Origin of the sequence: Saccharopolyspora sp. SCSIO 74807 (genome assembly GCF_037023755.1) — a bacterium.
GTDB classification, from domain to species: domain Bacteria; phylum Actinomycetota; class Actinomycetes; order Mycobacteriales; family Pseudonocardiaceae; genus Saccharopolyspora_C; species Saccharopolyspora_C galaxeae.
The window spans coordinates 4,625,575-4,648,266 of sequence record NZ_CP146100.1; the positions used below are offsets into that span (position 1 = coordinate 4,625,575).

The 22,692-nt window shown below is 70.3% G+C and carries 22 protein-coding genes; 12 read left to right on the plus strand and 10 right to left on the minus strand.

Features of this window, described 5'->3' with window-relative positions; translation table 11 throughout:
- Positions 1 to 117: 117 nt before the first annotated feature.
- The 5 genes from V1457_RS21190 to V1457_RS21210 all read left to right on the plus strand — a co-directional run bounded on the left by V1457_RS21190 (position 118) and on the right by V1457_RS21210 (position 4,474).
- Complete coding sequence (locus tag V1457_RS21190) at positions 118 to 1,626, plus strand: ABC transporter substrate-binding protein (RefSeq protein WP_338596255.1); 1,509 nt, start codon at positions 118 to 120, stop codon at positions 1,624 to 1,626.
- On the plus strand, positions 1,623 to 2,297 hold the full coding sequence (locus tag V1457_RS21195; RefSeq protein WP_338596256.1) for a class I SAM-dependent methyltransferase: 675 nt from the start codon (positions 1,623 to 1,625) through the stop codon (positions 2,295 to 2,297). The genes V1457_RS21190 and V1457_RS21195 overlap by 4 nt, the downstream gene beginning before the upstream one ends.
- On the plus strand, positions 2,294 to 3,244 hold the full coding sequence (locus V1457_RS21200; protein ID WP_338596257.1) for an ABC transporter permease: 951 nt from the start codon (positions 2,294 to 2,296) through the stop codon (positions 3,242 to 3,244). Before V1457_RS21195 ends, V1457_RS21200 begins: the two co-directional genes overlap by 4 nt.
- Positions 3,241 to 4,011 carry an ABC transporter permease gene (locus V1457_RS21205; protein ID WP_338596259.1) on the plus strand — a complete coding sequence of 257 codons (771 nt, stop codon included), beginning with the start codon at positions 3,241 to 3,243 and terminating at the stop codon, positions 4,009 to 4,011. Before V1457_RS21200 ends, V1457_RS21205 begins: the two co-directional genes overlap by 4 nt.
- A gap of 175 nt (positions 4,012 to 4,186) precedes the next feature.
- Positions 4,187 to 4,474 (plus strand): WhiB family transcriptional regulator, encoded by a 288-nt coding sequence (locus tag V1457_RS21210; RefSeq protein ID WP_374220944.1) that lies wholly within the window; start codon positions 4,187 to 4,189, stop codon positions 4,472 to 4,474.
- Positions 4,475 to 4,735: 261 nt separating this feature from the next.
- On the opposite strand, the gene V1457_RS21215 is transcribed toward V1457_RS21210, so the two are convergent.
- Complete coding sequence (locus V1457_RS21215) at positions 4,736 to 6,379, minus strand: BCCT family transporter (protein ID WP_338596260.1); 1,644 nt, start codon at positions 6,377 to 6,379, stop codon at positions 4,736 to 4,738.
- Positions 6,380 to 6,693: 314 nt separating this feature from the next.
- On the opposite strand from V1457_RS21215, the gene V1457_RS21220 reads away from it, so the two are divergent.
- The 4 genes from V1457_RS21220 to V1457_RS21235 are packed head-to-tail and all read left to right on the plus strand — an operon-like array spanning position 6,694 to position 11,316.
- Positions 6,694 to 7,260, plus strand: coding sequence for a thioesterase family protein (locus V1457_RS21220; RefSeq protein ID WP_200070487.1), 567 nt, complete (start codon positions 6,694 to 6,696; stop codon positions 7,258 to 7,260).
- A 32-nt stretch (positions 7,261 to 7,292) separates the two neighbouring features.
- Positions 7,293 to 8,444, plus strand: a complete 1,152-nt coding sequence (locus tag V1457_RS21225) for an acyl-CoA dehydrogenase family protein (protein WP_338596261.1) — start codon at positions 7,293 to 7,295, stop codon at positions 8,442 to 8,444.
- Entirely contained in the window at positions 8,444 to 10,525 is a 2,082-nt protein-coding gene (locus V1457_RS21230; protein WP_338596262.1) for an acetate--CoA ligase family protein, read from the plus strand. The genes V1457_RS21225 and V1457_RS21230 overlap by 1 nt, the downstream gene beginning before the upstream one ends.
- Positions 10,522 to 11,316, plus strand: coding sequence for an enoyl-CoA hydratase-related protein (locus V1457_RS21235; RefSeq protein WP_338596263.1), 795 nt, complete (start codon positions 10,522 to 10,524; stop codon positions 11,314 to 11,316). Before V1457_RS21230 ends, V1457_RS21235 begins: the two co-directional genes overlap by 4 nt.
- An 81-nt stretch (positions 11,317 to 11,397) precedes the next feature.
- On the opposite strand, the gene V1457_RS21240 is transcribed toward V1457_RS21235, so the two are convergent.
- The 6 genes from V1457_RS21240 to V1457_RS21260 form a co-directional block, all read right to left on the minus strand.
- Complete coding sequence (locus V1457_RS21240) at positions 11,398 to 12,933, minus strand: AMP-binding protein (protein ID WP_338596264.1); 1,536 nt, start codon at positions 12,931 to 12,933, stop codon at positions 11,398 to 11,400.
- 92 nt (positions 12,934 to 13,025) lie between these two features.
- Positions 13,026 to 13,871, minus strand: coding sequence for a helix-turn-helix transcriptional regulator (locus V1457_RS21245; protein WP_295146159.1), 846 nt, complete (start codon positions 13,869 to 13,871; stop codon positions 13,026 to 13,028).
- Positions 13,872 to 14,181: 310 nt separating this feature from the next.
- Positions 14,182 to 14,598, minus strand: coding sequence for a contact-dependent growth inhibition system immunity protein (locus V1457_RS30645; protein ID WP_407074707.1), 417 nt, complete (start codon positions 14,596 to 14,598; stop codon positions 14,182 to 14,184).
- 85 nt (positions 14,599 to 14,683) lie between these two features.
- Positions 14,684 to 15,124 (minus strand): hypothetical protein, encoded by a 441-nt coding sequence (locus tag V1457_RS21250; protein WP_338596265.1) that lies wholly within the window; start codon positions 15,122 to 15,124, stop codon positions 14,684 to 14,686.
- Positions 15,108 to 16,433: a hypothetical protein gene (locus V1457_RS21255; RefSeq protein WP_338596267.1), complete on the minus strand. Its 1,326-nt coding sequence runs from the start codon at positions 16,431 to 16,433 to the stop codon at positions 15,108 to 15,110. Before V1457_RS21255 ends, V1457_RS21250 begins: the two co-directional genes overlap by 17 nt.
- Entirely contained in the window at positions 16,430 to 16,771 is a 342-nt protein-coding gene (locus V1457_RS21260; RefSeq protein ID WP_338596268.1) for a DUF6507 family protein, read from the minus strand. The genes V1457_RS21255 and V1457_RS21260 overlap by 4 nt, the downstream gene beginning before the upstream one ends.
- A gap of 374 nt (positions 16,772 to 17,145) precedes the next feature.
- Between V1457_RS21260 and V1457_RS21265 the strand changes: the two genes are divergently transcribed.
- On the plus strand, positions 17,146 to 17,988 hold the full coding sequence (locus V1457_RS21265) for an MBL fold metallo-hydrolase (RefSeq protein WP_200070478.1): 843 nt from the start codon (positions 17,146 to 17,148) through the stop codon (positions 17,986 to 17,988).
- 16 nt (positions 17,989 to 18,004) lie between these two features.
- Here V1457_RS21265 and V1457_RS21270 read toward each other — a convergent pair whose 3' ends face one another.
- Both V1457_RS21270 and V1457_RS21275 read right to left on the minus strand, forming a co-directional pair.
- Positions 18,005 to 18,328: a branched-chain amino acid transporter permease gene (locus V1457_RS21270; RefSeq protein WP_295146052.1), complete on the minus strand. Its 324-nt coding sequence runs from the start codon at positions 18,326 to 18,328 to the stop codon at positions 18,005 to 18,007.
- Positions 18,321 to 19,040 carry an AzlC family ABC transporter permease gene (locus tag V1457_RS21275; RefSeq protein ID WP_338596273.1) on the minus strand — a complete coding sequence of 240 codons (720 nt, stop codon included), beginning with the start codon at positions 19,038 to 19,040 and terminating at the stop codon, positions 18,321 to 18,323. The genes V1457_RS21270 and V1457_RS21275 overlap by 8 nt, the downstream gene beginning before the upstream one ends.
- A gap of 63 nt (positions 19,041 to 19,103) precedes the next feature.
- On the opposite strand from V1457_RS21275, the gene V1457_RS21280 reads away from it, so the two are divergent.
- A complete protein-coding gene (locus tag V1457_RS21280; RefSeq protein WP_200070475.1) occupies positions 19,104 to 19,559 on the plus strand; it encodes an Lrp/AsnC family transcriptional regulator in 456 nt (151 codons plus the stop codon).
- A 170-nt stretch (positions 19,560 to 19,729) separates the two neighbouring features.
- On the opposite strand, the gene V1457_RS21285 is transcribed toward V1457_RS21280, so the two are convergent.
- Complete coding sequence (locus V1457_RS21285; protein WP_200070474.1) at positions 19,730 to 20,764, minus strand: zinc-binding dehydrogenase; 1,035 nt, start codon at positions 20,762 to 20,764, stop codon at positions 19,730 to 19,732.
- Positions 20,765 to 21,068: 304 nt separating this feature from the next.
- Between V1457_RS21285 and V1457_RS21290 the strand changes: the two genes are divergently transcribed.
- Positions 21,069 to 22,655, plus strand: a complete 1,587-nt coding sequence (locus V1457_RS21290; protein WP_338596277.1) for an acyl-CoA synthetase — start codon at positions 21,069 to 21,071, stop codon at positions 22,653 to 22,655.
- Positions 22,656 to 22,692: the final 37 nt, after the last annotated feature.

Consider the following 22,692-nt stretch of genomic DNA (forward strand, 5'->3'; position numbering starts at 1 on the left):
CGCACCCGCTGAACCGGTAACAACCAGCGATCGCGCCCACATTCGACGGCCATTCCTGGCCCCGGCCACGTTGTCCGTGCAAGGATTCCGGGGTTTGTTCTTGCAAGGAGTTGGTCGTTGCGCATCAGGTGCACTTGGCTGGTCTTCGGACTGGTGCTGGCCGTAGCCGGCTGCGGCTTCACCGGTGGTGCCGCGGACCCGGCGGCGCTGCGGGTCGCCATGGCGATCCCGCCGCGGGCGAACTGGTCCCCGGCTTCGGACGACGCGCTGCTGCTGATGCGGCTCGGCGTCACCGAGACGCTGCTCGACGGCTCACCGGACGGCACGGTCCGCCCGGGCTTGGCGGAGTCCTGGCAGCGCACCGGCCCGACCGAGTGGCGTTTCACGCTCGCCGAGGGCGTCCGGTTCCAGTCCGGTGAGCCGCTGACCGCGCAGGCCGCCGCGGACTCGGTGAACCGGGTCGTGCACGCGCCCGCACCGCCGCGTGCGCTGCGCGGCACGATCGAGCAGGCCGCCGCGCTGGACGACCGGACCCTCTCGGTCCGCACGGTTGCGCCCGATCCGATCCTGCCGCAGCGGATGAGCACGGCGAACACGGCGGTGCTGGCGCCCTCCGCGATCCGCCCGGACGGTTCGGTCGACCCGCTCAAGGGGCCGGGCACCGGGCCGTTCGAGATCACCGGAGCGGACGGTGCGCAAAGCGTGTCGCTGCGCCGCTTCGACGGTCACCGGGCAGGCCCGGCCAAGGTCGCGCAGGCGCAGGTGCGTTTCGTGGAGGATTCCGCTGCGCGGGTCAGCGGGTTGCGCAGCGGCGAGTTCGACCTGATCGACAAGGTTCCGATCACGCAGCTGGACGCGCTGCGCGGCGACGAATCGCTCGCGCTGTCCACCGTGGACCTGCCGCGCACGACCGCGTTGCATCTCAACACCGCGCGGCCGCCGTTCGACGATCCGCGGGTACGCGGCGCCGCGGCCGAGGCGATCGACCGCGCCGAACTCGTCTCCGGTGTCCTCCGAGGACAAGGCAAGCCCGCGAGCCGCTACTTCGGTCCCGCGGTCCCGTTCAGCGCCGAGAAACCCCCACCGCCGGGCGATGTTCCCGCTGCGCGGCAGGCGTTGGCCGCGGCGACCGGCGGGCGGCCGGTGCCGATCACCATCGGCACCTACCCGGACCGGCCGGAGCTGCCCGCGCTGGCCACGGCGGTGGCCGACGAACTGGGCCGAGCCGGTTTCCAGGTGCGGATCGTGCAGCAGCCACCCGACCGGATCGAGGCCCGCGCGTTGTCGGGCGAGTTGGACGCCGTCGTGTACTCGCGCAACCAGCTCGTCGACACCCCGGACGCCGCGACGCACCTGACCAGCGACTTCAGCTGCCGGGGCGGGTTCAACCTGGATCACTTCTGCGCGCCGGAGTTCGAGGCGCTGCTCGCCGAGCTGCCGCGGCTCACCGACCCGGCCCGCCGGGCCGAGGTGTTCCGCCGAGCCGACGACCTGCTGGCCGAGAAGGTGGCGGGGATCCCGCTGGTGCACGAGCAGCAGCGCTTCGCGCACCGCGCCGAAGTGCGCGGCATCCCCGCCGACCCGCTGGAGCACGAGTTCCTGACCCGGGAGGTCACGCTGGGATGACCGAGGCACCAGAAGCGGTCGTCGAGTACTGGGACGCCCGCGCGCGGCTCGGCTACGACAGCCAGCCCGGACAGGACCCGGCCCGCGCGCTGTGGGCCGAACGCGTCGGACCGCTGGTGTCCGATGTGGTCGGACGCGGTGCCGAAGTGCTCGATTCCGGATGCGGGACCGGATTCCTGGCGCGGCTGTTCGCCGCGGACGGGCACCGGCTCACCGGGCAGGACGTTTCGGCCGGGATGCTCGCGGTCGCGGCCGAGCGCGGCGCGGCCGAAGGGCTCGGCATCCGGTGGGAACTGGGCCAATCGGACCGGCCGCCGCGCGGTCCGTTCGACGCCGTGGTCAGCCGAAACGTGCTGTGGACGCTGCCCGATGCCCGGCAGGCGGTCAGCGCGTGGGCGCGGGTGCTGCGGCCCGGCGGGCTGCTGCTGTTGACCGATGCCCGGTGGGACTCGACCGCCAGCAGCGACGCCGCCGCCGAGGAGCGGTTCCGCGAGTCCTATTCGGACACCGCGGAGCAGTTGCCGATGGGTTACGACTTCGCGGCGTGCAGGGAACTCGTGGCGCGGGCCGGGCTGGTCGACATCGCCGACCGAACCTCCGTGTTCGACGACGTTCCGTACCCCAGCGCGCCCGGGTTCTTCGTGCTAACCGCGCGCGCCCCGCGGCGTTGACGGCCGGACGGGCGCTGCTGCTGCGGCTCGCGCTGGCACCGGTCGTCGTGGCCGCGTTCGCGGTGCTCGCGGTGGCGCTGCCGGAACTGTCCGGAGTAGACGCAGCACGCACCGTGCTCGCCACCCGCTACGCCGACGGCGATCCCGACCCGGTGGTGCTGGCCGCGACGCGCGCCGAGCTGGGCACCAACCTGCCGTGGCCGCAGCGGATCGCCGAACGGCTCGGCGGCTGGGTGCAGGGCGACCTCGGCACTTCCTGGGTCTCGGGGGCGCCGGTGCTGTCGGTGGTCGGGCCCGCGCTGCAGATCTCGCTGAGCATCATGGCCGGCGCCTGCGCGGGCTCGTTCGCGGTCGGCTACGTCGCCGGGCTGTTCGCCGCGCGGCGACCCGGATCGGTGGCCGACCGCGTCATCTCCGCGCTGGTGCGGGTGTTCTCGGCGGTCCCGGAGTTCGCACTGGCTCCGCTGCTGGTGCTGCTTTTCGCGGTCGGGCTGCGGATGCTGCCGAGTTCCGGGTGGAGCGGACCGGCGTACGCGGTGCTGCCGCTGCTGGCGCTGGTACCACCGCTGGCCGCGCCGATCGCCGCGGTCACCCGCGAGCAGGCGATCGCGCTGCGCGGCGAGAACTTCGCGACCGCGGCGCGCGCCCGCGGGTTGCGCGAGTTGCGCGTGTGGTCGGTGCACCTGTCCAGACCGGCGCTGCCCGCCGCGCTGTCGCTGCTGAGCTACAACGCCGCCGGAGCGATCTCCGGCACCGCCGCGATCGAGGTGGTCTTCGACATCCCCGGCCTGGGCAGCACCGTGGTCGAAGCGGTGCGCTCGCAGGACGTTCCGGTGGTGGGCGCCGGGCTGGTCTTCGCCGCGGTCGGGGCGTTGTTCGTGGGCGCGGCCGGTGACCTGCTGGGCACGCTCGCGGAGCCGCGTTCGCGCCGGGCGGTGCGCGGATGAGCGCGCTGCGCCGGGTCGGCGGTTGGACCGCGGGCTGCGTGCTGGCCGTGACCTGCGGCACCGGGCTCACCCGAGATCCGTTGCGCACCGACCTGAGCTCGGTGCTGCTGGCGCCATCGCCCGCGCATCCGCTGGGCACCGACGACCTGGGCCGGGACGTGCTGGCGCGGCTCGCGCACGGCGCGGTGAGCACGCTCGCGACGGCGGGTGTCGCGCTGGTGGTCTCGGCGCTGCTCGGCGTGCTCATCGGCATCGCCACCGGGTGGAGCGCGGGTCGCGCGGCGCTGCTGGTGCGCTCGTTGGTCGACGTGGCCGTAGCGGTGCCGCCGTTGATCGTCGCGTTGGTGACCGTGCTGGTCGCCGGGCCGAGCACCGCGGCGCTGCTGCTCGCGCTGATCGCGGTGGGATGGCTGCCGTTCGCCCGCCAGGCCGACGCGTTGGTCGCCGAGCTGCGGACCCGCAACTGGGTGCTCGCGCACCGGGCGCTCGGGGCGGGCCGGGTGCGGATCTGGCGGGGGTCGATGCTGCCGTTCCTGGCTCCAGCGACCGGCGCGCTGGCCGGTGTGCGGCTGCCCGCGATGGTCAACACCGTTGCCGCGCTCGGCTTCCTGGGATTGGGACCGCCGCCGCCGAACCCCGAGTGGGGAGCGATGATCGCCGAGTCGGTCGAACACCTCTCCACCGCGCCGTGGCTGCTGCTCTCGCCGGTGGTCGCGCTGGTGTGCGTGCAAGTGCTCGTGGCGGCTTGGGGGCCGCAGAAGTCCTGATCGCGATTCCGCGCGTCACGCGCGGTTATGACGGGAACCACGATCCAATCAGGAACATCGATCGGGCCGCGACGCGTTGGCACTGCGGATTCCACGCGCTCCGCGTTTCGCCGACCCGCCGAGCGGGTTCCCCGCGGGGCGTCGAATGCGCGAGCCAGCTCTGGAAGGAGGTGCGATGACGATGGCGCAGATGGATTGGCGGGACCGGGCCGCTTGCCTGGACGAGGATCCGGAACTGTTCTTCCCGATCTCCGAAATGGGGCCCGGTGCCGAGCAGGTGCGCCGCGCCAAGTCGGTGTGCGCTCGCTGCCCGGTGCGCGCCGAATGCTTGAACCACGCCGTGGAGAACGGCCTCGACTTCGGTGTCTTCGGCGGCACCACCGCCCAGGAGCGGCGGCGGCTGCCCGCCGGGTCGCGTCCGGAGGCCGCGGGCGAGCCGGGCGGGTTCGCCGAAGCGAGCTGATTCGGCCGGAACCGCTCCGGCCCCCGGAAACCGGGCTGCTGCGCCGGTTTCCGGGATGGTCCCGGCGATGCCTCGGGTGGTGCGGCTTTCGTCGGCGATGGCCGAGCACTTCGCCGAGATCAAGCGCAGGCTCGACGCGGCCCGCTCAGCTGCCACGTCCTGACCTGCCGCGCCCTGGCGGGTCAAGGCTGGGCCGGCGGCCGGCGCATTCGGACTTGAGTCCGGAATGGACGCCGACCGCCCGCGGAAGAACCCGCGAGGTCAGGTGCCTGCCTGCGGTGCACCGCTTTCCGACTGCGCCGCGACGGGTGCGGCGGACGCCGGGACTTCCGGCGAATCCCCGTTCGAGGGCGCGGAATCGTCCGCGGTCGAGGTCGTGCGGCTGAGCTGTTCGCGCACCTGCTGATCGGTGCTGAGCCATCGGTAGAACGACAGCATCACCGTGCCCAGCACGAAGATCAGCGGGAACGCGGTGATGACCGACAGCGTCTGCAACGTGTCCAGCCCGCCCGCGTACATCAGCACGATCGAGACGACCGCGAGCACCACGGCCCAGAAAACCCGGTGCCAGCGCGCCGGGTCCGCGTCCCTGGGCAGTTCCTTCGAGGCGACCGTGGCCATCGTGTAAGCCGCGGAGTCCAGCGTCGTGGCCAGGAAGACCACCAGCAGCAGCACGAACACCCCGAGCACGAGGTCGCCGAGCGGCAACTGCCGGAGGGTGGCCATGATCCCGGCGGTGTCGCCCTGCTGCGCGACCAGGTCGGCGATCGGAACCAGGTTCTTGATCTGGTAGTACAGCCCGGTGTTGCCCAGCAGCGCGAACGCGAGCCAGCAGCCCGCGCTGCCTGCCAGGCACATGGCGCCGATCATCCCGCGGACGGTGCGGCCCTTGGAGATCTTCGCGGTGAACAGCCCGACGAACGGGGCGTAGGAGATCCACCAGCCCCAGTAGAAGATCGTCCACTGCTCCTCGAACCCGGACCCGCCGACCGGGTCGGTGTAGAAGCTCATCCGCAGCACGTTCTGCACCATCAGCCCGATGCTGTTGGTGAACGTGTCGATCAGGAACACGGTCGGTCCGGCGATCAGGATGAACGCGCCGAGCGCGCCCGCGAGCCACACGTTGAAGTCGGCCAGCCGCTTGAGCCCCTTGCGCAGCCCGAGGAAAACGCTCGCCCCGAACATGGCGGTCCACAGCACGATCACCCCGACGTCGAGCAGCGGCCCCGGCCGCAGCGGCGTGATCGAGCTGATCGCGTCGGAGACGATCGGGACTTCGAGCCCGAGCGAGGTTCCGGCCGCGCCGACCAGCCCGAAGATGAACAGCACGTCGATGAGCCCGCCGAGCCAGCCGTCGGCCCGGTCGCCGATCACCCCGCGGCACGCGTCGGACAACCGCAACGTGCGCTGCTTGCGCACGTGGTAGGCGTAAGCGAGGGCCAGCGCCGGGAGGCAGAACAGCGCCCACGCGGTGATGCCCCAGTGGAACATCGGGTAAGCGGCCGACCACTCGGCGGCTTCGGTGCTGCGCGGGGCCATGCCCATCGGCGGCTCGTTGTAGTAGTACGCCCACTCGATCACGCCCCAGTACATGATCCCGCCGCCGATGCCCGCGGTGAAGATCATCGAGATCCAGCTCAGCGTGGAGAACTCCGGCCTGTCGCCGGGGTCGCCGAAGGTGACCCGGCCGTAGCGGCCGGCCGCCAGCCAGATCAGCATCGCGGCGACCGCCGCGGCAAACCACAGGTACAACCAACCGAACTGCCCGGTGAGCAGGCCCAGCACCCCGTCCAGGGCCGCTTTGCCGCGTTCCGGGGCGACCGCGACCGGAACCACGATCACCGCGGTCAGCAGCAGGGAGAACCCGAAAACCCGTTTATCCAGCCGCACTTTCGTGTTCGGCACGTCGATGACGGAAGCACCTCCACCCTTCGCCGGTCCGCGCCCCGGACGGTCGTCCGGCGCGCACGCACCATGATCAACCGTTGCGATCCGGTTGATACGTCAGTCATTCGGACGAGTGGACACCTTCGCCGAAGTGTGCAACGCGGTCAAGTAACGGTGCGGAAAAGTTCGAACATCGCGTCCGGGTAGGCGCGATCGAGCGGTCGGTGGATCGCAACGGATGACCAGCTATTGCGATTATCGCAATGCTTCGCTAGCTTGAAGGCTGATCCGGAACCGAAGCGACCGCGAGTGGCGCGCGATGCGGAGCGAGCATGACCGAACACCGACAACGGGTGGTGACCCCGTACGAAGGCACGGGACACCGCCCGTGGGACGACGATGCGGAGATCCCCGCTCCGCTGCGGCTGCACGAGACCCCGGTCAGCCCGCGGTGGGTCGACTACAACGGCCACATGAGCGAGTCCTGCTACCTGCTCGTGTTCGGTGATCACTCGGATGCCTTCTTCCGCTACATCGGCATCGACGAGCAGTACCGGGAGCAGGGCCGCTCGCTGTACACGGTGCAATCCCACCTGCACAACCTGCGAGAGGTCGCCGAGGGCGAGCCGCTGGCGCTGTCGGTGCAGCTGCTCGACCACGACGCCAAGCGCGTGCACCTGTTCCACGAGATGCGCCACGGCGGCGACGGCGCCCTGCTGGCGACCGCGGAGCAGCTGCTGGTGCATGTGGACGCGACGCTCGGGCGATCCCGGGCCATGCCGGAGTTCCTGCAGCAGCACCTCGCCGCGGTGCACCGCGCGCACCAGGCGCTCGCCGTTCCCGAACTCGCCGGAAGGCCGATCGGGATTCCCCGGAAGAACCCGCAATCCCCGGACTGATCCGGCATCCCCTGGACGATTAAGGAGTAGCCGTGGACTTCGGCCTCACCGACGAGCAACGAATGATCGTGGACACGGTGCGTTCGTTCACCGCCGCGGAGTTGGAGCCCTACGAGGAGCAGGTGGAGCGCCTGGACCGAGTGCCGGACGGGGTGGCCGAGCGGATCCGCGACCGAGCCTTGCAGGCCGGTCTGTACGCCGCGAACATGCCGGAGGAGCTGGGCGGCGCAGGCTTGGACGCGGTGAGCATGACGCTGGTCGAGCGCGAGCTCGGCAAGACCAGCTACGCGTTGCAGTCGCTGGTCGCCCGCCCGAGCAACATCTTGGAGGCTTGCGAAGGCGAGCAGCGCGAGCGCTACCTGCTGCCCGCGATCCGTGGGCAGCGCCACGACTGCCTGGCGATGACCGAGCCCGGCGCCGGTTCCGACGTGCGGTCCATGTCCACCAAGGCGGTGCGCGACGGGGACGACTACGTCATCGACGGCACCAAGCACTTCATCAGCCACGCCGACGCCGCGGATTTCGTGATCCTGTTCGCCGCAACCGGAGTCGAGCGTCCCGGCCGCAACCTGATCACCGCTTTCCTGGTAGATCTGGACGCGCCTGGAGTCGAAGTGCGGCGCGGGTCTTCGTGCGTGTCGCACCGCGGGTACCACCAGTGCGAACTGTCCTTCGTGGACTGCCGGGTACCGGTGGCGCAGCGGCTCGGCGCCGAGGGGCGTGGCTTCGAGCTGATGAACGAGTGGCTCGGCGCCAGCAGGCTGAGCGTCGCGGCGACGAGCGTCGGACGCGGCAGGCGGGTGCTGGAGCTGGCCACCGAGTGGGCGGCGCAGCGCAACCAGTTCGGCGAGCCGATCGGACGCAAGCAGGGGGTGGGCTTCCAGCTCGCCGACATGGCGACCGAGCTGGACGCGGCCGAGCTGTTGACGCTGCGCGCCGCGGCGAACCTCGACAACGGCGGGATGAGCGAACGCGATGCCGCGATGGCGAAGCTGTACGCGAGCGAGGCGCTGGCCCGGATCACCGATCGGGCGGTGCAGATCTTCGGCGGCATGGGGCTGATGGACGAGCTGCCCATCGAGCGCTTCTGGCGGGACGCCCGGGTGGAGCGGATCTGGGACGGCACCAGCGAGATCCAGCGGCACATCATTTCGCGCTCCATGCTGCGCCCGCTGGGGTCGTGATGAGGCGGCGGGACCTGCGGCGGCTGCTGGCGCCGCGGCACCTTGCGGTCTTCGGTGGGCAAGCGGCCGCCGAGTGCGTCCGGCAGTGCCGCCGGGTCGGTTACACCGGGCGGATCTGGCCGGTGCACCCGACGAGAACCAGCATCGAAGGCATACCGTCCTACCCGGACATCGCAGCGTTGCCCGCGGCACCGGATGCGGCTTTCCTCGCCGTGCGGCCGGAAATCACGGTGTCGCTGCTCGGCGAACTCGCCGAGCTGGGAGCGGGTGGCGCCGTGTGCCATGCCGCCGGATTCGGCGAACACGACGCGGACGGTGCCCGGCTGCAGCGCGAATTCGTCGCCGCAGCAGGGGAAATGCCGGTCATCGGACCGAACTGCATCGGCGTGCTGAACTACTTGGACGGCGTGGCGATGTGGCCGGACCAGCACGGTGGAGCCCAGGTGCAGGACGGCGTCGCGCTGATCACCCAGAGCGGCAACATCGCGCAGAACATCTCCATGCACCGGCGCTCGCTGCCGATCGCGCAACTGATCACCGTGGGCAACAGCGCGGTGATCGGTGTGGCCGAGCTGATCGAGTCCGCATTGGACGATCCGCGGATCACCGCGATAGGGCTGCACCTGGAGGACATCTCGGACGCTGCCGGGCTCTCCCGGGCCGCGTGCGCGGCCGCGCGGCGCGGAATTCCGATCGTGGTGCTCAAAACCGGCGGTTCCGAGCTCGGTGCGGCCGCGGCGCTGAGCCACACCGGTTCGCTGGCCGGGCCGGACGTGCTCTGCGACGCCTTCTTCGAGCGCTACGGGATGGCACGCGTGCGCGATCCGGGCGAACTCGTGGAAACCCTGAAGTTCCTGCACGTGCACGGCACGTTGCCGGGTGTGCGGATCGCTTCGGCGAGCTGTTCCGGCGGTGAGGCCGCGTTGGCGGCGGACCTGGCCGAGTCGGGCGGGGCGGAAATGCCGCCGCTGCCGGAGGAATCGGCGCAGCGGCTGCGCGAAGTGCTCGGTTCCCGGGTGTCGGTGCGCAACCCGCTCGACTACAACGCCTACATCTGGGGCCGGTCCGAGGAGCAGACCGAGTGCTTCACCGCATTCCTCGGCGGCGGATACGACGCGCACCTGCTGTTGCTGGACATTCCGCGGCAGGACCGGTGCGAACCGGAGCAGTGGGAGACCACTGTGGACGCTCTGATCGCGGCGCACCGCGCGGTTCCCGCCGTCACCTGCGTGGTCAGCTCATTACCGGAAGGGATTCCGGAGCCATTGGGCCGGCGGTTGCTCACCGAGGGCATCGCACCGATGCAGGGCCTGCGCGCCGCTGTCACGGCGATCACCGCGGCCGGGGCACTGCGGAAGGCGCACGAGTCGACAGGTGATGTCGCGCCGTTGCAGCCCGGTAATCCTCCGCCGGACGAACCGCAGCGACAGCTGGACGAGCGTTCGGGCAAGCGAGCGCTCGCGGAGCACGGCCTCTCCATCCCGGCGGGCCGGGTCGTCGACTCCCCGGAAGCAGCCGGGGATGCCGCCGCGGAACTCGGATTTCCGGTGGTCGCGAAGGCGCTTTCGCCGACCCTGGCGCACAAGAGCGAAGCCGGCGGCGTCCGGCTCGGGTTGCGCGAGCGCGAGCAGGTCGTCGGGGCGGTGCGCGACATGGCGCAGCTGTCCGGGACGTTCCTGATCGAGCGCGTGGTGCCGGATGCGGTGGCGGAACTGATCGTCGGAGTGCACCAGGACCGCTGGTTCGGCCAGGTGCTGACCATCGGCACCGGCGGCGTGCTGGTGGAGGTGCTGCGCGACTCGGTCACGCTGCTGACGCCGGTGACCGAGCAGCGCATCGAGACCGCGCTGCGGTCGCTGCGGGTGTGGCCGCTGCTGGCGGGATTCCGGGGCGCACCGGCGGCCGACGTGCCCGCGGTCGTCTCGGCCGTCGCCGCGATCGCCCGGTTCGCCGCTGAGCAGGCCGACCGGCTGCTGGAAATGGACGTCAACCCCCTGCTGGTGCTGCCCGCAGGCCGTGGCGCGGTGGCGGCGGACGCGCTGGTCAGGCTGGGCGGAACCGCGACGGAAGGTGCGCGATGAGCGGAAAGACCGACGAACCGCCGGTCCGGGTGGCCGTGACCGGCCCCGTGCTGGTGGTGACCCTGGACCGGCCCAAGGCCAACGCGATCGACGTGACCACCAGCCGCGAGCTGCACGCCGCGTTCGACCGGCTTCGGCGCGACGACGAGCTGCGCGCCGCGGTGATCACTGGCGGCGGGGACCGGTTCTTCTCGGCCGGGTGGGACCTGAAGGCCGCCGCGGGCGGGGAAGCGGTGGACGCGGATCACGGGCCGGGCGGATTCGCCGGGCTCACCGAGTTCTTCGACGTCGGCAAACCAGTGATCGCGGCGGTGAACGGCCTCGCGGTGGGCGGCGGTTTCGAACTGGCGCTGGCGGCCGACCTGATCGTCGCCGCGGAGCACGCGGAATTCGCGCTGCCGGAGACGGGCTTGGGAATCGTGCCGGATTCCGGCGGGGTGTTGCGGCTGCCCCGGCGGCTGCCGCGGCCGGTGGCCATGGACATGTTGCTGACCGGGCGGCGGATGGGCGCCCGGGAAGCCGAGCACTGGGGCCTGGTGAACCGCGCGGTCCCGGCTTCCGAGCTGCTCGACGAGGCGCGCGCGTGGGGCGAGCGGGTCGCGGCGTCGGCTCCGCTGGCGGTGGCCGCCGTTGCGGAGATCACCGCGGCCACCGAGGACTGCGGGGTCGAGGCCGGTTTCGCCCGGATGCGCGGACTGCCGGGCTACCAGCGGATGCTGTCCTCACAGGACGCAGCGGAGGGCCCGCGGGCGTTCGCCGAGAAGCGGCGACCGCGCTGGTCCGGCAACTGACCGGTTCCCGCCGAGCGGCCGGGCGTGCCGGGCACCGCCCTCCCGCGCCCGGCCGCCCGGGCTCCCGCCGCCCGGGCCGGATCAGTTGATCTGCCGGTCCGCGTCGCGCCAGAACGGTTCGCGTAGCTTGAACTTCTGCACCTTGCCGGTCGCCGTGCGCGGCAGCTCGCCGAGGAAGTCGACCCGCTTCGGGCACTTGTACCCGGCGAGGTGCTTTCGGCAGTGCGCGATGAGCTCCTCGGCCGTGGCCGTGTCCGCTGCGTCCGTCGAGCGCACCACCAGCGCGGTGACCAGCTCGCCCCACTTCTCGTCCGGGATCCCGATCACCGCCGCTTCGCGGACGCCCGGATGCGAGTTCAGCGCGTCCTCGACCTCGATGGACGACACGTTCTCGCCACCGGAGATGATCACGTCCTTCTTCCGGTCGGAAATGGTGAGGTAGCCCTCGGTGAACGTCCCGCCGTCGCCGGTGTGGAACCAGCCCCCGGCCTGCACCCTGGCGGTTTCCTCCGGGTTCTCCCAGTAGCCGTCGAGGTTCGTGTTCGATTGGGTCAGCACCTCGCCTTCGGAGTCGATGCCGACCCGCACGCCCAGCGCCGGAGTCCCGGCGCGGCCGAGCCGCGCGGCCTGCTCGTTCGGCGTCAGCTCGGCCCACTCGCTGCGCATCCGATTGACCGTCAGCAGGGGAGAGGTCTCGGTGAGCCCGTAGATCTGGATGAACTCCCAGCCCAGCTCGGCGCGGATCCGCTCGATGGTGCGCGTCGGCGGCGGCGCACCGGCGACCACGATCCGCACCCTGTCGCGCCCGGGCACCTCGCCGTCCCAGCTCTGCGCGGCGTCGAGCGCCGCGGAAACGACGGCGGGAGCCGCGCACATGATCGTCACGCCGTGCTGCTCGATGCGGCGCAGGATCTCGTGCCCGTCGACCTTGCGCAGCACCACGTGCTGCCCGCCGAGACCGGTGACGGCGTAGGGCATCCCCCAGCCGTTGGCGTGGAACATCGGCAGCGTGTGCAGCAGCACGTCGTTGTCGTCCAATGTGGTGTGCAGGCCGAAAACGGTGGCGTTGAGCCAAAGGTTGCGGTGGGTCAGCTGCACGCCCTTGGGTCGTGCGGTGGTGCCGGAGGTGTAGTTCAGCGTCGCGGTCGCGTTCTCGTCGCCCGCCCACGGAAGCGGCCGGCGATCACCGCCGAACACGTGCTCGTCGTCCTCGCCGAGCACGAACACGTGCTTCGCGGTGACCTCCTCCAGCAGCGGCCTGAGCTCGGGATCGACCAGCAGCACTTCCGCCCCGGAGTGCTCCACGATGTACTGCACCTCGGCGGCGGCCAGCCGGAAGTTCACCGGCACCAGCACCCGGCCCCAGCCGGAGACCCCGAAGAACGACGTCAGCAGCCGGGCGGCGTTGTGCGAGACGATCGCGACGCGGCCACCGGCGGGGACCTCCAGCGCGTCCAAGTTCGCCGCCTGCGCCCTGGCCCGGCGGGCGAGTTCGCGGTAGGTCAGCGATCCCCACGAGTGCGCGGGCTGGTCGGGTTCGTCGACCACCGCGACCCGGTCCGGGTACACCGTCTCCGCGCGGTCCAGGAAATCGCGGATGCCGAGGTCGTAGAACATGTTGGCCCCTTCGTCAGCACGGGCTGCTCTGCCCGACGCGCGCATCGTGCTCCGGGACCGGTTCCGGTACCACCCCACAACGGGGGTGGGCGTCACAGCAGGCCGGCCGACCGCGCCCGGTTCACGGCCTGGATGCGGTTGGTGACGCCGAGCTTGCGCATCGCGTGCTTGAGGTAGGACTTGACCGTGTTGGGCAGCAGCTCCAGGTGCGCCGCGGCTTCGTCGTTGGTGTGGCCGTCGGCGACGCAGCGCAGCACGTCGACCTCGCGCGGTGTCAGCTCGACGCCGGGCTCGGCGTGCTGCCCGCGCCATCGATCGCACAGTTCCAGCAGGCGGTTGCGGGAATCCTCGTCGCTGGTCCGGCCCGCGATGTCGAGCAGTTCGGCGTGCAGGTCGTCGGAGTCGCCGGGCACCTGCCGCGCAGCCGTGCCCCGTCCCGAGCCCGCGACCTGCTGCGGAGCCGCGACGCGGCGGCGGACCTCTTCCTCCACCTCGATGTCCCGCTCCAGCCGCGCGGCCACCCCGGCGGCGGCCCGCAGCGTGCGGTCACCGAGCGAGGTCTGCTCCCGGGTCGCCGCGTAGAGCACCGCGCGCGTGGCGGCATCGACGCGGACCGGGATGGCGAGCATCGCCCGCAGCTGCTCGGGCTCGACGGCGCGGTCGTACTTGTGCGTGATCCCGCGCGCGTGCAGGTAGTCGACGACGGTCGACGGGCGCTCCAGCGCGACGGCTTTGCCACCCAGCCCCGCACCCGTGTCCACGCGCAGGTGCTGCAAGGAGCGGGTCCGGGTGCCGCCGAGCTGGTCGATCAGCAACGCGCGGTCACCGCCCACGGGCCCGCCGAACACGACGGGCAGGCCGGTGGCGGTCGTGAGCTGCCGCAACGCGCCGGTGACCAGCGGACTGTTCGCGAGCGCGAGCTTGCACCGCTGGGTCATGGGCAGCACCTCCCGGGACATGCGAGCACCGGCCGCGGACCACGGCTGGGAGGTGAGATCTTGCACCAAGCGAGGGTTCGCACGCGACCCCGCGCAGCATCCTGCTGCTCCGTGCGCGGGCCGGTGTTGCCCCGCTCAGCCGTGCCGTGCACACGGCGGATGCCTTCGTCGAGGTCATGGAATCCAGCACGTGTTCGTCGCTGCTAGCGACTGCATGACGCACTTCCTGGTCCTTCCAATATTGCGCACCGCCACCTCCGTTCGTCGGCCGTCAGGAAAGCTGAAATAGGCGGACTGTCGGTCCTGCCGGCTAGCCGCTGCCAGATCTGCTGATGCCAGGAGTCGAAATTCGCAGGTTCCCAAGATCGAGCGATCGGAGCTGAGATACGCGACAAGGCGCGCGCGTTCTGCTCATGCACGCGGTATGGAAGCCTGTGCGCGCAGGAAGACACTTAGCTCGGTCCGCCACCCACGGTAGCTCCAGCCGTCCGCGGGAGGGTGGTACTCCAGCTCCAACTTCCGTAGCAGCTTCGGGTCGGTGCTCAGCGCTATCTCTTTCGAGAAGTGTCCGGACCTGTTCGTCGGCGTGCGCCACCGACTCGGGCGGGTGCCCGGCGCAAAAGTCCTGAACCGCGTCCCATGGACCGTCGTATTCATCTATAAAGTACTGGTTCAGATATGCACCGAACACCTGGCCCAACTCTTCGGCTGAAAAACGTCGGATCACGTGATCACACCGCTCGTAGTTGTGCGAGCGACAAGTTCAGGTCAGCTCGAAACCTGTTCTATGGGATGGGGTCGGCAATTTCGATCTATGAAAGTACTTGCTCGATCGTGTCGCGAAGAGGTCCCATGTCCTCGTCTGTGGCGTGGTATGCCTCGTAGATGGCGTCTTCGGCACCTTCTGCCGGATCGTCAGCGAAGGCAGCGACCAGCGCGGTTGCGGCGCGAGCCTTGGCGAATGCGCGGGCATAGTCGTCGTCGGAACCAGTGCCGTCGTCGACCCGGTCTTGTGCGTCGAAGGCCGCGTTGTCGAGGTCTTCCACAGCTGCGTTCGCCCTGGTGAGATCGGGCGCCTCACTCACGTCAGCCCGCAGAATGGCCAAGATCGAGGCCAACCGCTCGTCATCGAGGCCGACGTGCTCGGCCGCAGCGAGCGCCACGTTGCGTGCGACCGCGCGCTGCGCCTCCGGCCCAGCTGCGCTGATCCGGTCTGCGAGGGTGGCGTCTACGAGGCTAAGGCGATTGACCACGAGGCGGCGCTCCCTTGAGTGGGCTTGCTGGCGAAGCGCCAGCGTCACGAATGACCGGTTCGCATTGGTGGCAAATGGGGCGACCAGCACCTACTGAGCCGGGCGTGATGCCTTCTCGCTCCATATGGGACACGATTCGTTGTTCCGCGTGCATGTTACCGCGCGCGCTCGCGACTTCGTCGGACTCCCCGAGGGATTCCGCGACCGGTTTGCGCAGATAGCCGTTGCGCTCGCTGGAGCCGACCACGTTGCGAACATTGCCGTCGGCGTCCCGGCCGACGCCGAACCCGATCGTGACACGACCCCGGGTGTTCTCCGGCAAGCTGTTCTGCAACTCCTGCGCCCGGCCATCCACCTCACGCAGCGGCACCCCGGTCACCGCATCGGCCTCATCGAGGTTCTTCGCGGTTGCTTCGGCGGCTTCGTCAGTGCCTTCGGTGACGGCTTTGACGCCTTTTCCGGCGAACTTGCTGCCGGTGGCGGCCCAGCCGCCGATGGGGATCATGGCGGCGGCTGAGAGGCTGGCGTTGAGGTGGTCGCCTTCGGCGGCGTACCAGGCGGCGTTGGCGCCGTCGGCGAGTTCGCCGATGCCGGGGATGAGGCCGCCGAGGTCGAGTGCGGTGTGGCCGAGGTCGGCGAGGGGGTTGCTGGTGTCTTCGGTGTGGCCCCAGGGCAAGCCTTGGTCGCTACCGGCGGCGGCGGTGAGTTGGTCGGCCGAGTAGCCGTACTCACTGCGGGTGTGCTGTCCGTCAGCGTTGTCGGTGGTGTAGTGCTGGCCGCCGTACAACCCGGTGATGGTGTTGGCGCAGCGGCGTTGGGCGGCGGTCCAGTCGGCGATGGCTTGGTTGACCGCGGACATCAACTGGGCGTCGCGGTCGGTGAGGTCGCTGTCGTCGGTCCAGTCTTTGTCGGGGACGATGCCGGTTTTGGCCGAGGCGGCCATCTCTGAGGTGGACGGTTTCTGGTTTTCGTAGGCGTGGATGTCGGCGACCAGCTGCTCGGCCTGCGCCTTCAAGTCCCGGAGGCGTTGTTGGATGGGGCGGACTTCGTCGGCGTAGCGCTGCAACGCCCCGGCGACCTGCTCGACGTCGCGGCCGACGTTGCCGGCGGTCTCGGTGACCGGCCGGGTGGCCTGCAACAACTGCTCGGATTCCGGCGCCAGGTAGGCGGGTGCGAGGCCTTGCCAGGTGGCATGCACGTCCGCGCCGGTGTCAGCGAAACCCGTGCCAGCAGTCCGTAATCCGGCCGCGTGGGCGGCGAGGGTGTCCATGTCGCCGGGGATCTGTGGAATCGCGCCGGGGTTGATCACCGCCGTCCTCCCGGCATGTGTGCCCGTGGATCGGGAGCCGAGGCGACGCCGCGTTGGGCGTTGAGGACCATGTCGTGGTCACCCTGCAGATACGCCCCGACCGCGGTCGAGGCGCCGCCGATCGCGGACTGGATGCGGGAGAACACGAACTGCATGTCCGGCCCACGCGCTTCGGCGAACCCGGCCAGGGCTTGCCCGATGATCCCGGACGAGGCCTGCCCGGCCGCGCCCTCGATCTCCGAGCGCATCGCGGTCACATGCGGGTCGAACTCCCCGGCCACGTTCGCCGTGCGCGCCAGCACACCCCGGACCTGCTCCGGGTGAATGTCCCACTCCACGCCTGCAAACCCCCTACGACCAACCAACCCCGCAGCGAGACGCAGTCAGCCGATGCCCTGCACCGACGACCGCTCCCGCGAGATCGCGGTGGTCGATCTCCACGGCGAGATCCGCCAACGACACACCTCGCGAACACCATAACGATCAGGCAGTGCGCCGTGGGCCGGTTGCGCCAACATCGCGTGCCGCATCGCCACCCGGGTTCGTCGGCGCGGATCGGCCTGAGCGAGCGTGCCGCCGGCCCGGCAGGAAGCGGCGACCGGCCCGTTCACTCCGTATCCGACCAGCGGCGTCGGCGCGCTGTTTGCGGGACGGTTCCGGCCGGGTAGGCCGAGCCGAGTCAGCAGGGTTCGGCGGAGTGAGGGGTGTAGTCGTGCACGCACCGTTGGCGTTGCCGGTGGGAGGTTCCGCCGACTTCAGCGAGGGCAGCGTCCACTTCATCGGGAACGCCACCACGCTGATCCGCTACGGCGGGTTCACGATCCTCACCGACCCGGCCTTCCTGCACCAAGGCGATCACGTGCACCTCGGCCACGGCATGTACGCCCGGCGCGAAGTCGAACCGTCCTGCCAGATCGCCGATCTTCCGGAGCTGGACTTCATCGTGCTCTCGCACCACCACGGCGATCATTTCGACGATGTGGCCGCTGCCGAACTGGACCCGGGCACGCCCATCATCAGCACCGGACACGCGGTCGGCCTGCTTTCCGAGCAGGGCTTCACCGCGGGCCACGCGCTGGACACCTGGCAATCCCAGCTGGTGACGAAGGGGGATGCGCAAGTGCGCGTCACCGCGATGCCCGCCAAGCACGATCCGGATGCGGTGGCCGGGATGCTGCCGCCCACGATGGGCAGCGTGCTGGACTTCGGGCGCGGCGACGCGGCGGATTTCCGGCTCTACATCAGCGGGGACACGTTGCTGCACGATCGGCTGCACGACATCCCGCAGCGGTTTCCCGGGATCGACCTGGCGCTGGTGCACGCGGGCGGGACCACACTGCTGGGCATCGTGGTCACCATGACCGGCGAACAAGCCGTCCGGGCCGTGGAGATCGTAGAACCCCGGGTCGCCGTGCCCATCCATTACAACGACTTCTCCGTGTTCCAGTCCGGACTGGACGACATCAAGGCAGCCGCGGCGGAATCCGCGACAGCGGCGGAATTCCGCTACCTCAGCCACGGCGAGACCTACCGCTTCCGCCCGATCGCTCCGTGATCGAGGCTGCGCGTGATCAGCCGAGGGTGCTGGCCAGGACGACGTGCACCACGGTTCCGGCGAGGATGCTCAGCAGCGGATTGCGGCGCCACAGGTGCAGGCCGATGGTGACCGCCAGCGCCACCAGCGGGATCAGCGAAGACGGCTCGGACGGAGCGAGGTCGGGCAGCGAGTAGACGAGCAGGATCAGCATGACCCCGGCGGGCATCCTGGTGCTCAGGAAGTGCACGACCGGGCTGGCACGCAGCTGGGACAGCGCCGCGAACGGCAGCGCGCGCAGACCCCAGGTGACCGCGGCGGAAACGGCCACGGCGGCGAGCAGATAACCGGTTTCAGGCATGGCGGGTCCTGGCGAGGTAGCGGGCCACGAGCCCGGCGGTGAACAGGGTGAACGCGACCGGCAGCAGCTGGCCGGGCGTGACCAGCCGGGCCACGAGTGCGCTGAGCACGGCCAGCAGCGGAGTCGGCAGGTCGTTCCGGCTGGAGCGCACGCCGTCGATCGCGAGCACGGCGAACAGCGCGGTCATCGCGAAGTCCATCCCGGTGACGCCGTCGGGGATGAACGAGCCGAGCAGCGCGCCCGCGGTCGCTGCGCCCACCCAATACAGGTGCGTGAACCCCTGCAGCCACAGGATGTGCGCACCGGTCCAGTCGCGGGCGTGTTCGGTCGTGGTCAGCGCATACGCCTCGTCGGTCAGCGCGAAGGTGCTGTAGGTCTTGCCGAGGCTGCCCCGGACCCGGTGCAGCGGGAACGACAACGCGTAGAACACGTGCCGGAGGTTGACCAGCAACGCGGTCAGCGCGATCGACGACAGCGGCGCCGCGGCCGTGACCAGGCCGACGAGCAGGAACTCGAACGATCCGGCGTAGATGAGCGCGGCGCACGCGGTGGCCCACCACCACGCCAGCCCCGAATGGCTCAGCAGCACGCCGAACGCGAGCCCGATCGGCACGAGCCCGAGCCCGACCGAGCCGGAATCCTTGAGCGCGGCCAAGGCTTCCGGTGTTCTCGACGGGCGGTCGGGGTCCCTGATGACGACCGGAGTGCTCATGCGGGGAATTTTAGGAGAAAACCCGCGTCATATGGTTTCCTGATATGCCGCTACACTCGCCCTGTGAGCAATGCTATCGACCTGGACCCGACCGACCGTGAAATTTTGTTCCACCTGCGTCAGGACGGTCGGCTGACCAACGTCGAACTGGCCAAGCGGGTGGGGCTGACCCCGCCGCCGTGCCTGCGCCGGGTCAAGCGGCTGGAAGAATCCGGGGTGATCAGCGGGTACCGGGCGGTCATCGACCCGGACGCCCTCGGTCGCGGCTTGGAAGTGCTGATCGAGGTCGAGGTCTACGCCACCGACCTGAAGACCATCGAGGCTTTCGAGGACACCGTGTCCGGCTACGAAGAGGTCATCGAATTCCGCAAGTTGTTCGGCCGCCCCGACTACTTCCTCCGCGTCGCGGTGGCCGATCACGCCGCCTACGAGGCGTTCCAGACCGGCAAGCTCAGCGGTCTGTCCGGCGTCCTGCGGATCACGTCGCACCTGACCATGAAGAAGATCAAAGACGGCTGAGCGCCTGTGGTTGAGCTCGTTCAGCGCAGACAACCGGCGGCAGAGCCGAATTCGGGCAAGCGCTGAGAACACGGACCGCTCTACCGCAGTCCGATGTGGACCCCGCCGCTACGGCGAGCGTTCTCGCGGCGCGATGTCCACGTGGCAGCGGGCACCGCGCCGCGGGCGGATCAGGGCTGCACGAGGACCTTCAGCGCCTCCCGGTCGGCCATCGCCCGGTAGCCCGCGGGGACGTCGTCGAGACCGACGGTCCGGTCGAACACCTTGCCGGGCTGGACCCTGCCGATGAGCACGTCGGGCAGCAGGTCCTCCACGTAGGCGCGGGCCGGCGCGACACCGCCGGTGAGCGTGATGTTGCGGAAGAACGTGCCCGCGCCCATCGGCACCTGCTCGTACTGCGGCGCACCGACCCGGCTGACCGCACCGCCGTCCCGGACCACCTCGAGCGCGGTCTCCAGCGCCGGTTCCAAGCCCACGCATTCCAGCACGGTGTGCGTGCCGTCGCCGCCGGTCAGGTCGCGCACCCGCGCGGCGCCCTCCGCGCCCCGCTCCGCGACGACGTCGGTGGCGCCGAACTCGCGGCCGAGGTCGGTGCGGTCGGTGTGCCTGCCCATCAGCACGATCCGCTCGGCGCCGAGCCGCTTGGCCGCCAGCACCGCGCAGAGCCCGACCGCGCCGTCGCCGATCACGGTCACCGACGTGCGCGGCCCGACTCCCGCGGTCACGGCGCTGTGGTGGCCGGTGGGGAACACATCGGACAGCGTCAGCAGCGAGGGCAGCAGCTCCGAATCCTCACCGACCGGCAGCTTCACCAACGTGCCTTGAGCTTGCGGGACGCGCACGGCCTCGCCCTGGCAACCGTCCACATCGCCCACGCCCCACATTCCGCCGTGGCGGCAGGAGGTTTGCAGGCCCTCGGCGCAGAAGTCGCAGGTGTTGTCCGCCCATACGAACGGCGATACGACCACGTCTCCAGCCTTGAGCCCGGTTACGTCCGAGCCGGTCTCTTCGACGACGCCGAGGAATTCGTGCCCGATGCGCTCGCCCTGCTGCGAAGGTCCCATCGACCCGTACGGCCACAGGTCGCTGCCGCAGATGCAGGAGCGCAGCACCCGCACGACGGCGTCGGTGGGCTCGTGCAGCTTCGGGTCCGGCACGTGTTCCACTCGCACGTCACCGGCACCGTGAATCACAGTCGCTCGCATTGCAGCTCTTCCAATCCAACGAGAGTCCTTCCGCGCGGCATACCCGCTGCGCGGTCCGGTCATTACCGGCCCGGCGCGGTGTCCCGGCAGGCTCGATCCCTGCGGAGCGCGGCCGCCGGTCCCGGCGCGCGGCACCGGCAATGCAACAGGTGCGGGCGGGGATGTGGGAGGGCCTGTCGAGCCGGGTAACGCCGGAACCCCCACTGCCTTGCCCCCGGGCGGCACTGTCCGATGTAGTGGCAGCGACATCGATCGGTGCCGCAGCGTCGCGGGAAAGCGGGGGCCCAGCATGGCCGGAGACAGCATGGCCGAAGACGAGTCCGTGGCGCGCGCACGCCAGCACGCGATCGGCGATCTCCTGCACCGGACCGCCCGGCGCAACCCGCACAAGCTCGCCGTGGTGGCCGGTGAGCAGCGGTTCAGCTACGCGGAGTTCGACGCCGCGGTGAACCGGACCGCGCACGCGCTGGCCGAGCGCGGGCTGGTCAAGGGCGACCGGCTGGCGCTGCTGAGCCGCAATTCGTGGCAGTTCGCGGTGATCGCGTTCGCCACCGCGAAGCTGGGCGTGGTGCTGGTGCCGATCAACTTCATGCTCACCGCCGACGAGATCGCCTACATCCTCGGCCATTCCGGGGCCGGCGGCGTGATCGTCGAGGATTCGCTGGGCACCACGGCCGAGCAGGCGCTGCACCAGGCCGATGTCCGCGGTGGCGTCCGCGGCTGGATCCCGCTCGGCGGCCAGGACCCGTCGCCCGGGTGGGAAAGCGTGGACCCCTGGTGGCAGGACGGCCCGGCGCACGCCCCCGACGTGCTCATCGCCGATGACGACCCGCTGCGGCTGATGTACACCTCGGGCACCGAGTCGCGGCCGAAGGGCGCGATGCTCAGCAGCCGCTCGCTGATCGCGCAGTACGTCAGCTGCATCGTCGACGGCGGCATGAGCGCCGACGACGTCGAGGTGCACGCGCTGCCGATGTTCCACTGCGCGCAGCTGGACTGCTTCTTCTCCACCGACGTCTACCTCGGCGCGACCAACGTCATCCTGCCCGGCCCCGACCCGGCGGCGCTGCTGGCGACGATCGAGCGGGAGCGGGTCACCAAGCTGTTCTGCCCGCCTACCGCGTGGATTTCGCTGCTGCGCCACCCGGATTTCGACAAGACGGACTTGTCCAGTCTGCGCAAGGGTTACTACGGCGCGTCGCCGATGCCGGTGGAGATCCTGCGGGAGCTGCGGGAGCGGTTGCCCGGCGTGGCGCTGTGGAACTTCTACGGGCAGACCGAGATGGCCCCGCTGGCCACGATCCTGCGCCCGCACGAGCAGCTGGAACAGGCGGGCAGCGCGGGTGTCGCGGCGACCAATGTGGAGACTCGGATCGTCGACGAGCGCGACGAACCCGTCGCACCGGGCGAGGTCGGGGAGATCGTGCACCGCAGCCCCCATGCCGCGCTGGGCTACTACGACGACCCGGACAAGACCGCGGAGGTCTTCCGCAACGGCTGGTTCCACACCGGCGACCTCGGCACCTTGACCGCGGACGGCTACCTCTCGGTGGTCGACCGGAAGAAGGACATGATCAAAACCGGCGGGGAGAACGTCGCCAGCCGCGAAGTGGAGGAGGCCGTCTACGAACTCGCCGGGGTGGCCGAGGTCGCGGTGTTCGGCATCGCCCACCCGCGTTGGGTCGAGGCGGTCACCGCGGTCGTGGTGCTCAAGGACGGCGTCGCGCTCACCGGCGAGGACGTCCGCACGCACCTTTCCGGCAGGCTGGCCGGGTTCAAGCGGCCGAAGTACGTCGTGTTCACCGATGCGCTGCCGAAGAACCCCAGCGGCAAGATCCTGAAACGGCAGCTGCGCACCGATTACGCGTCACTGTCCGAACAGGACGGATGAGTGCGGCGGCGATGAACCGGCGCCCTCGCCCGGCGTC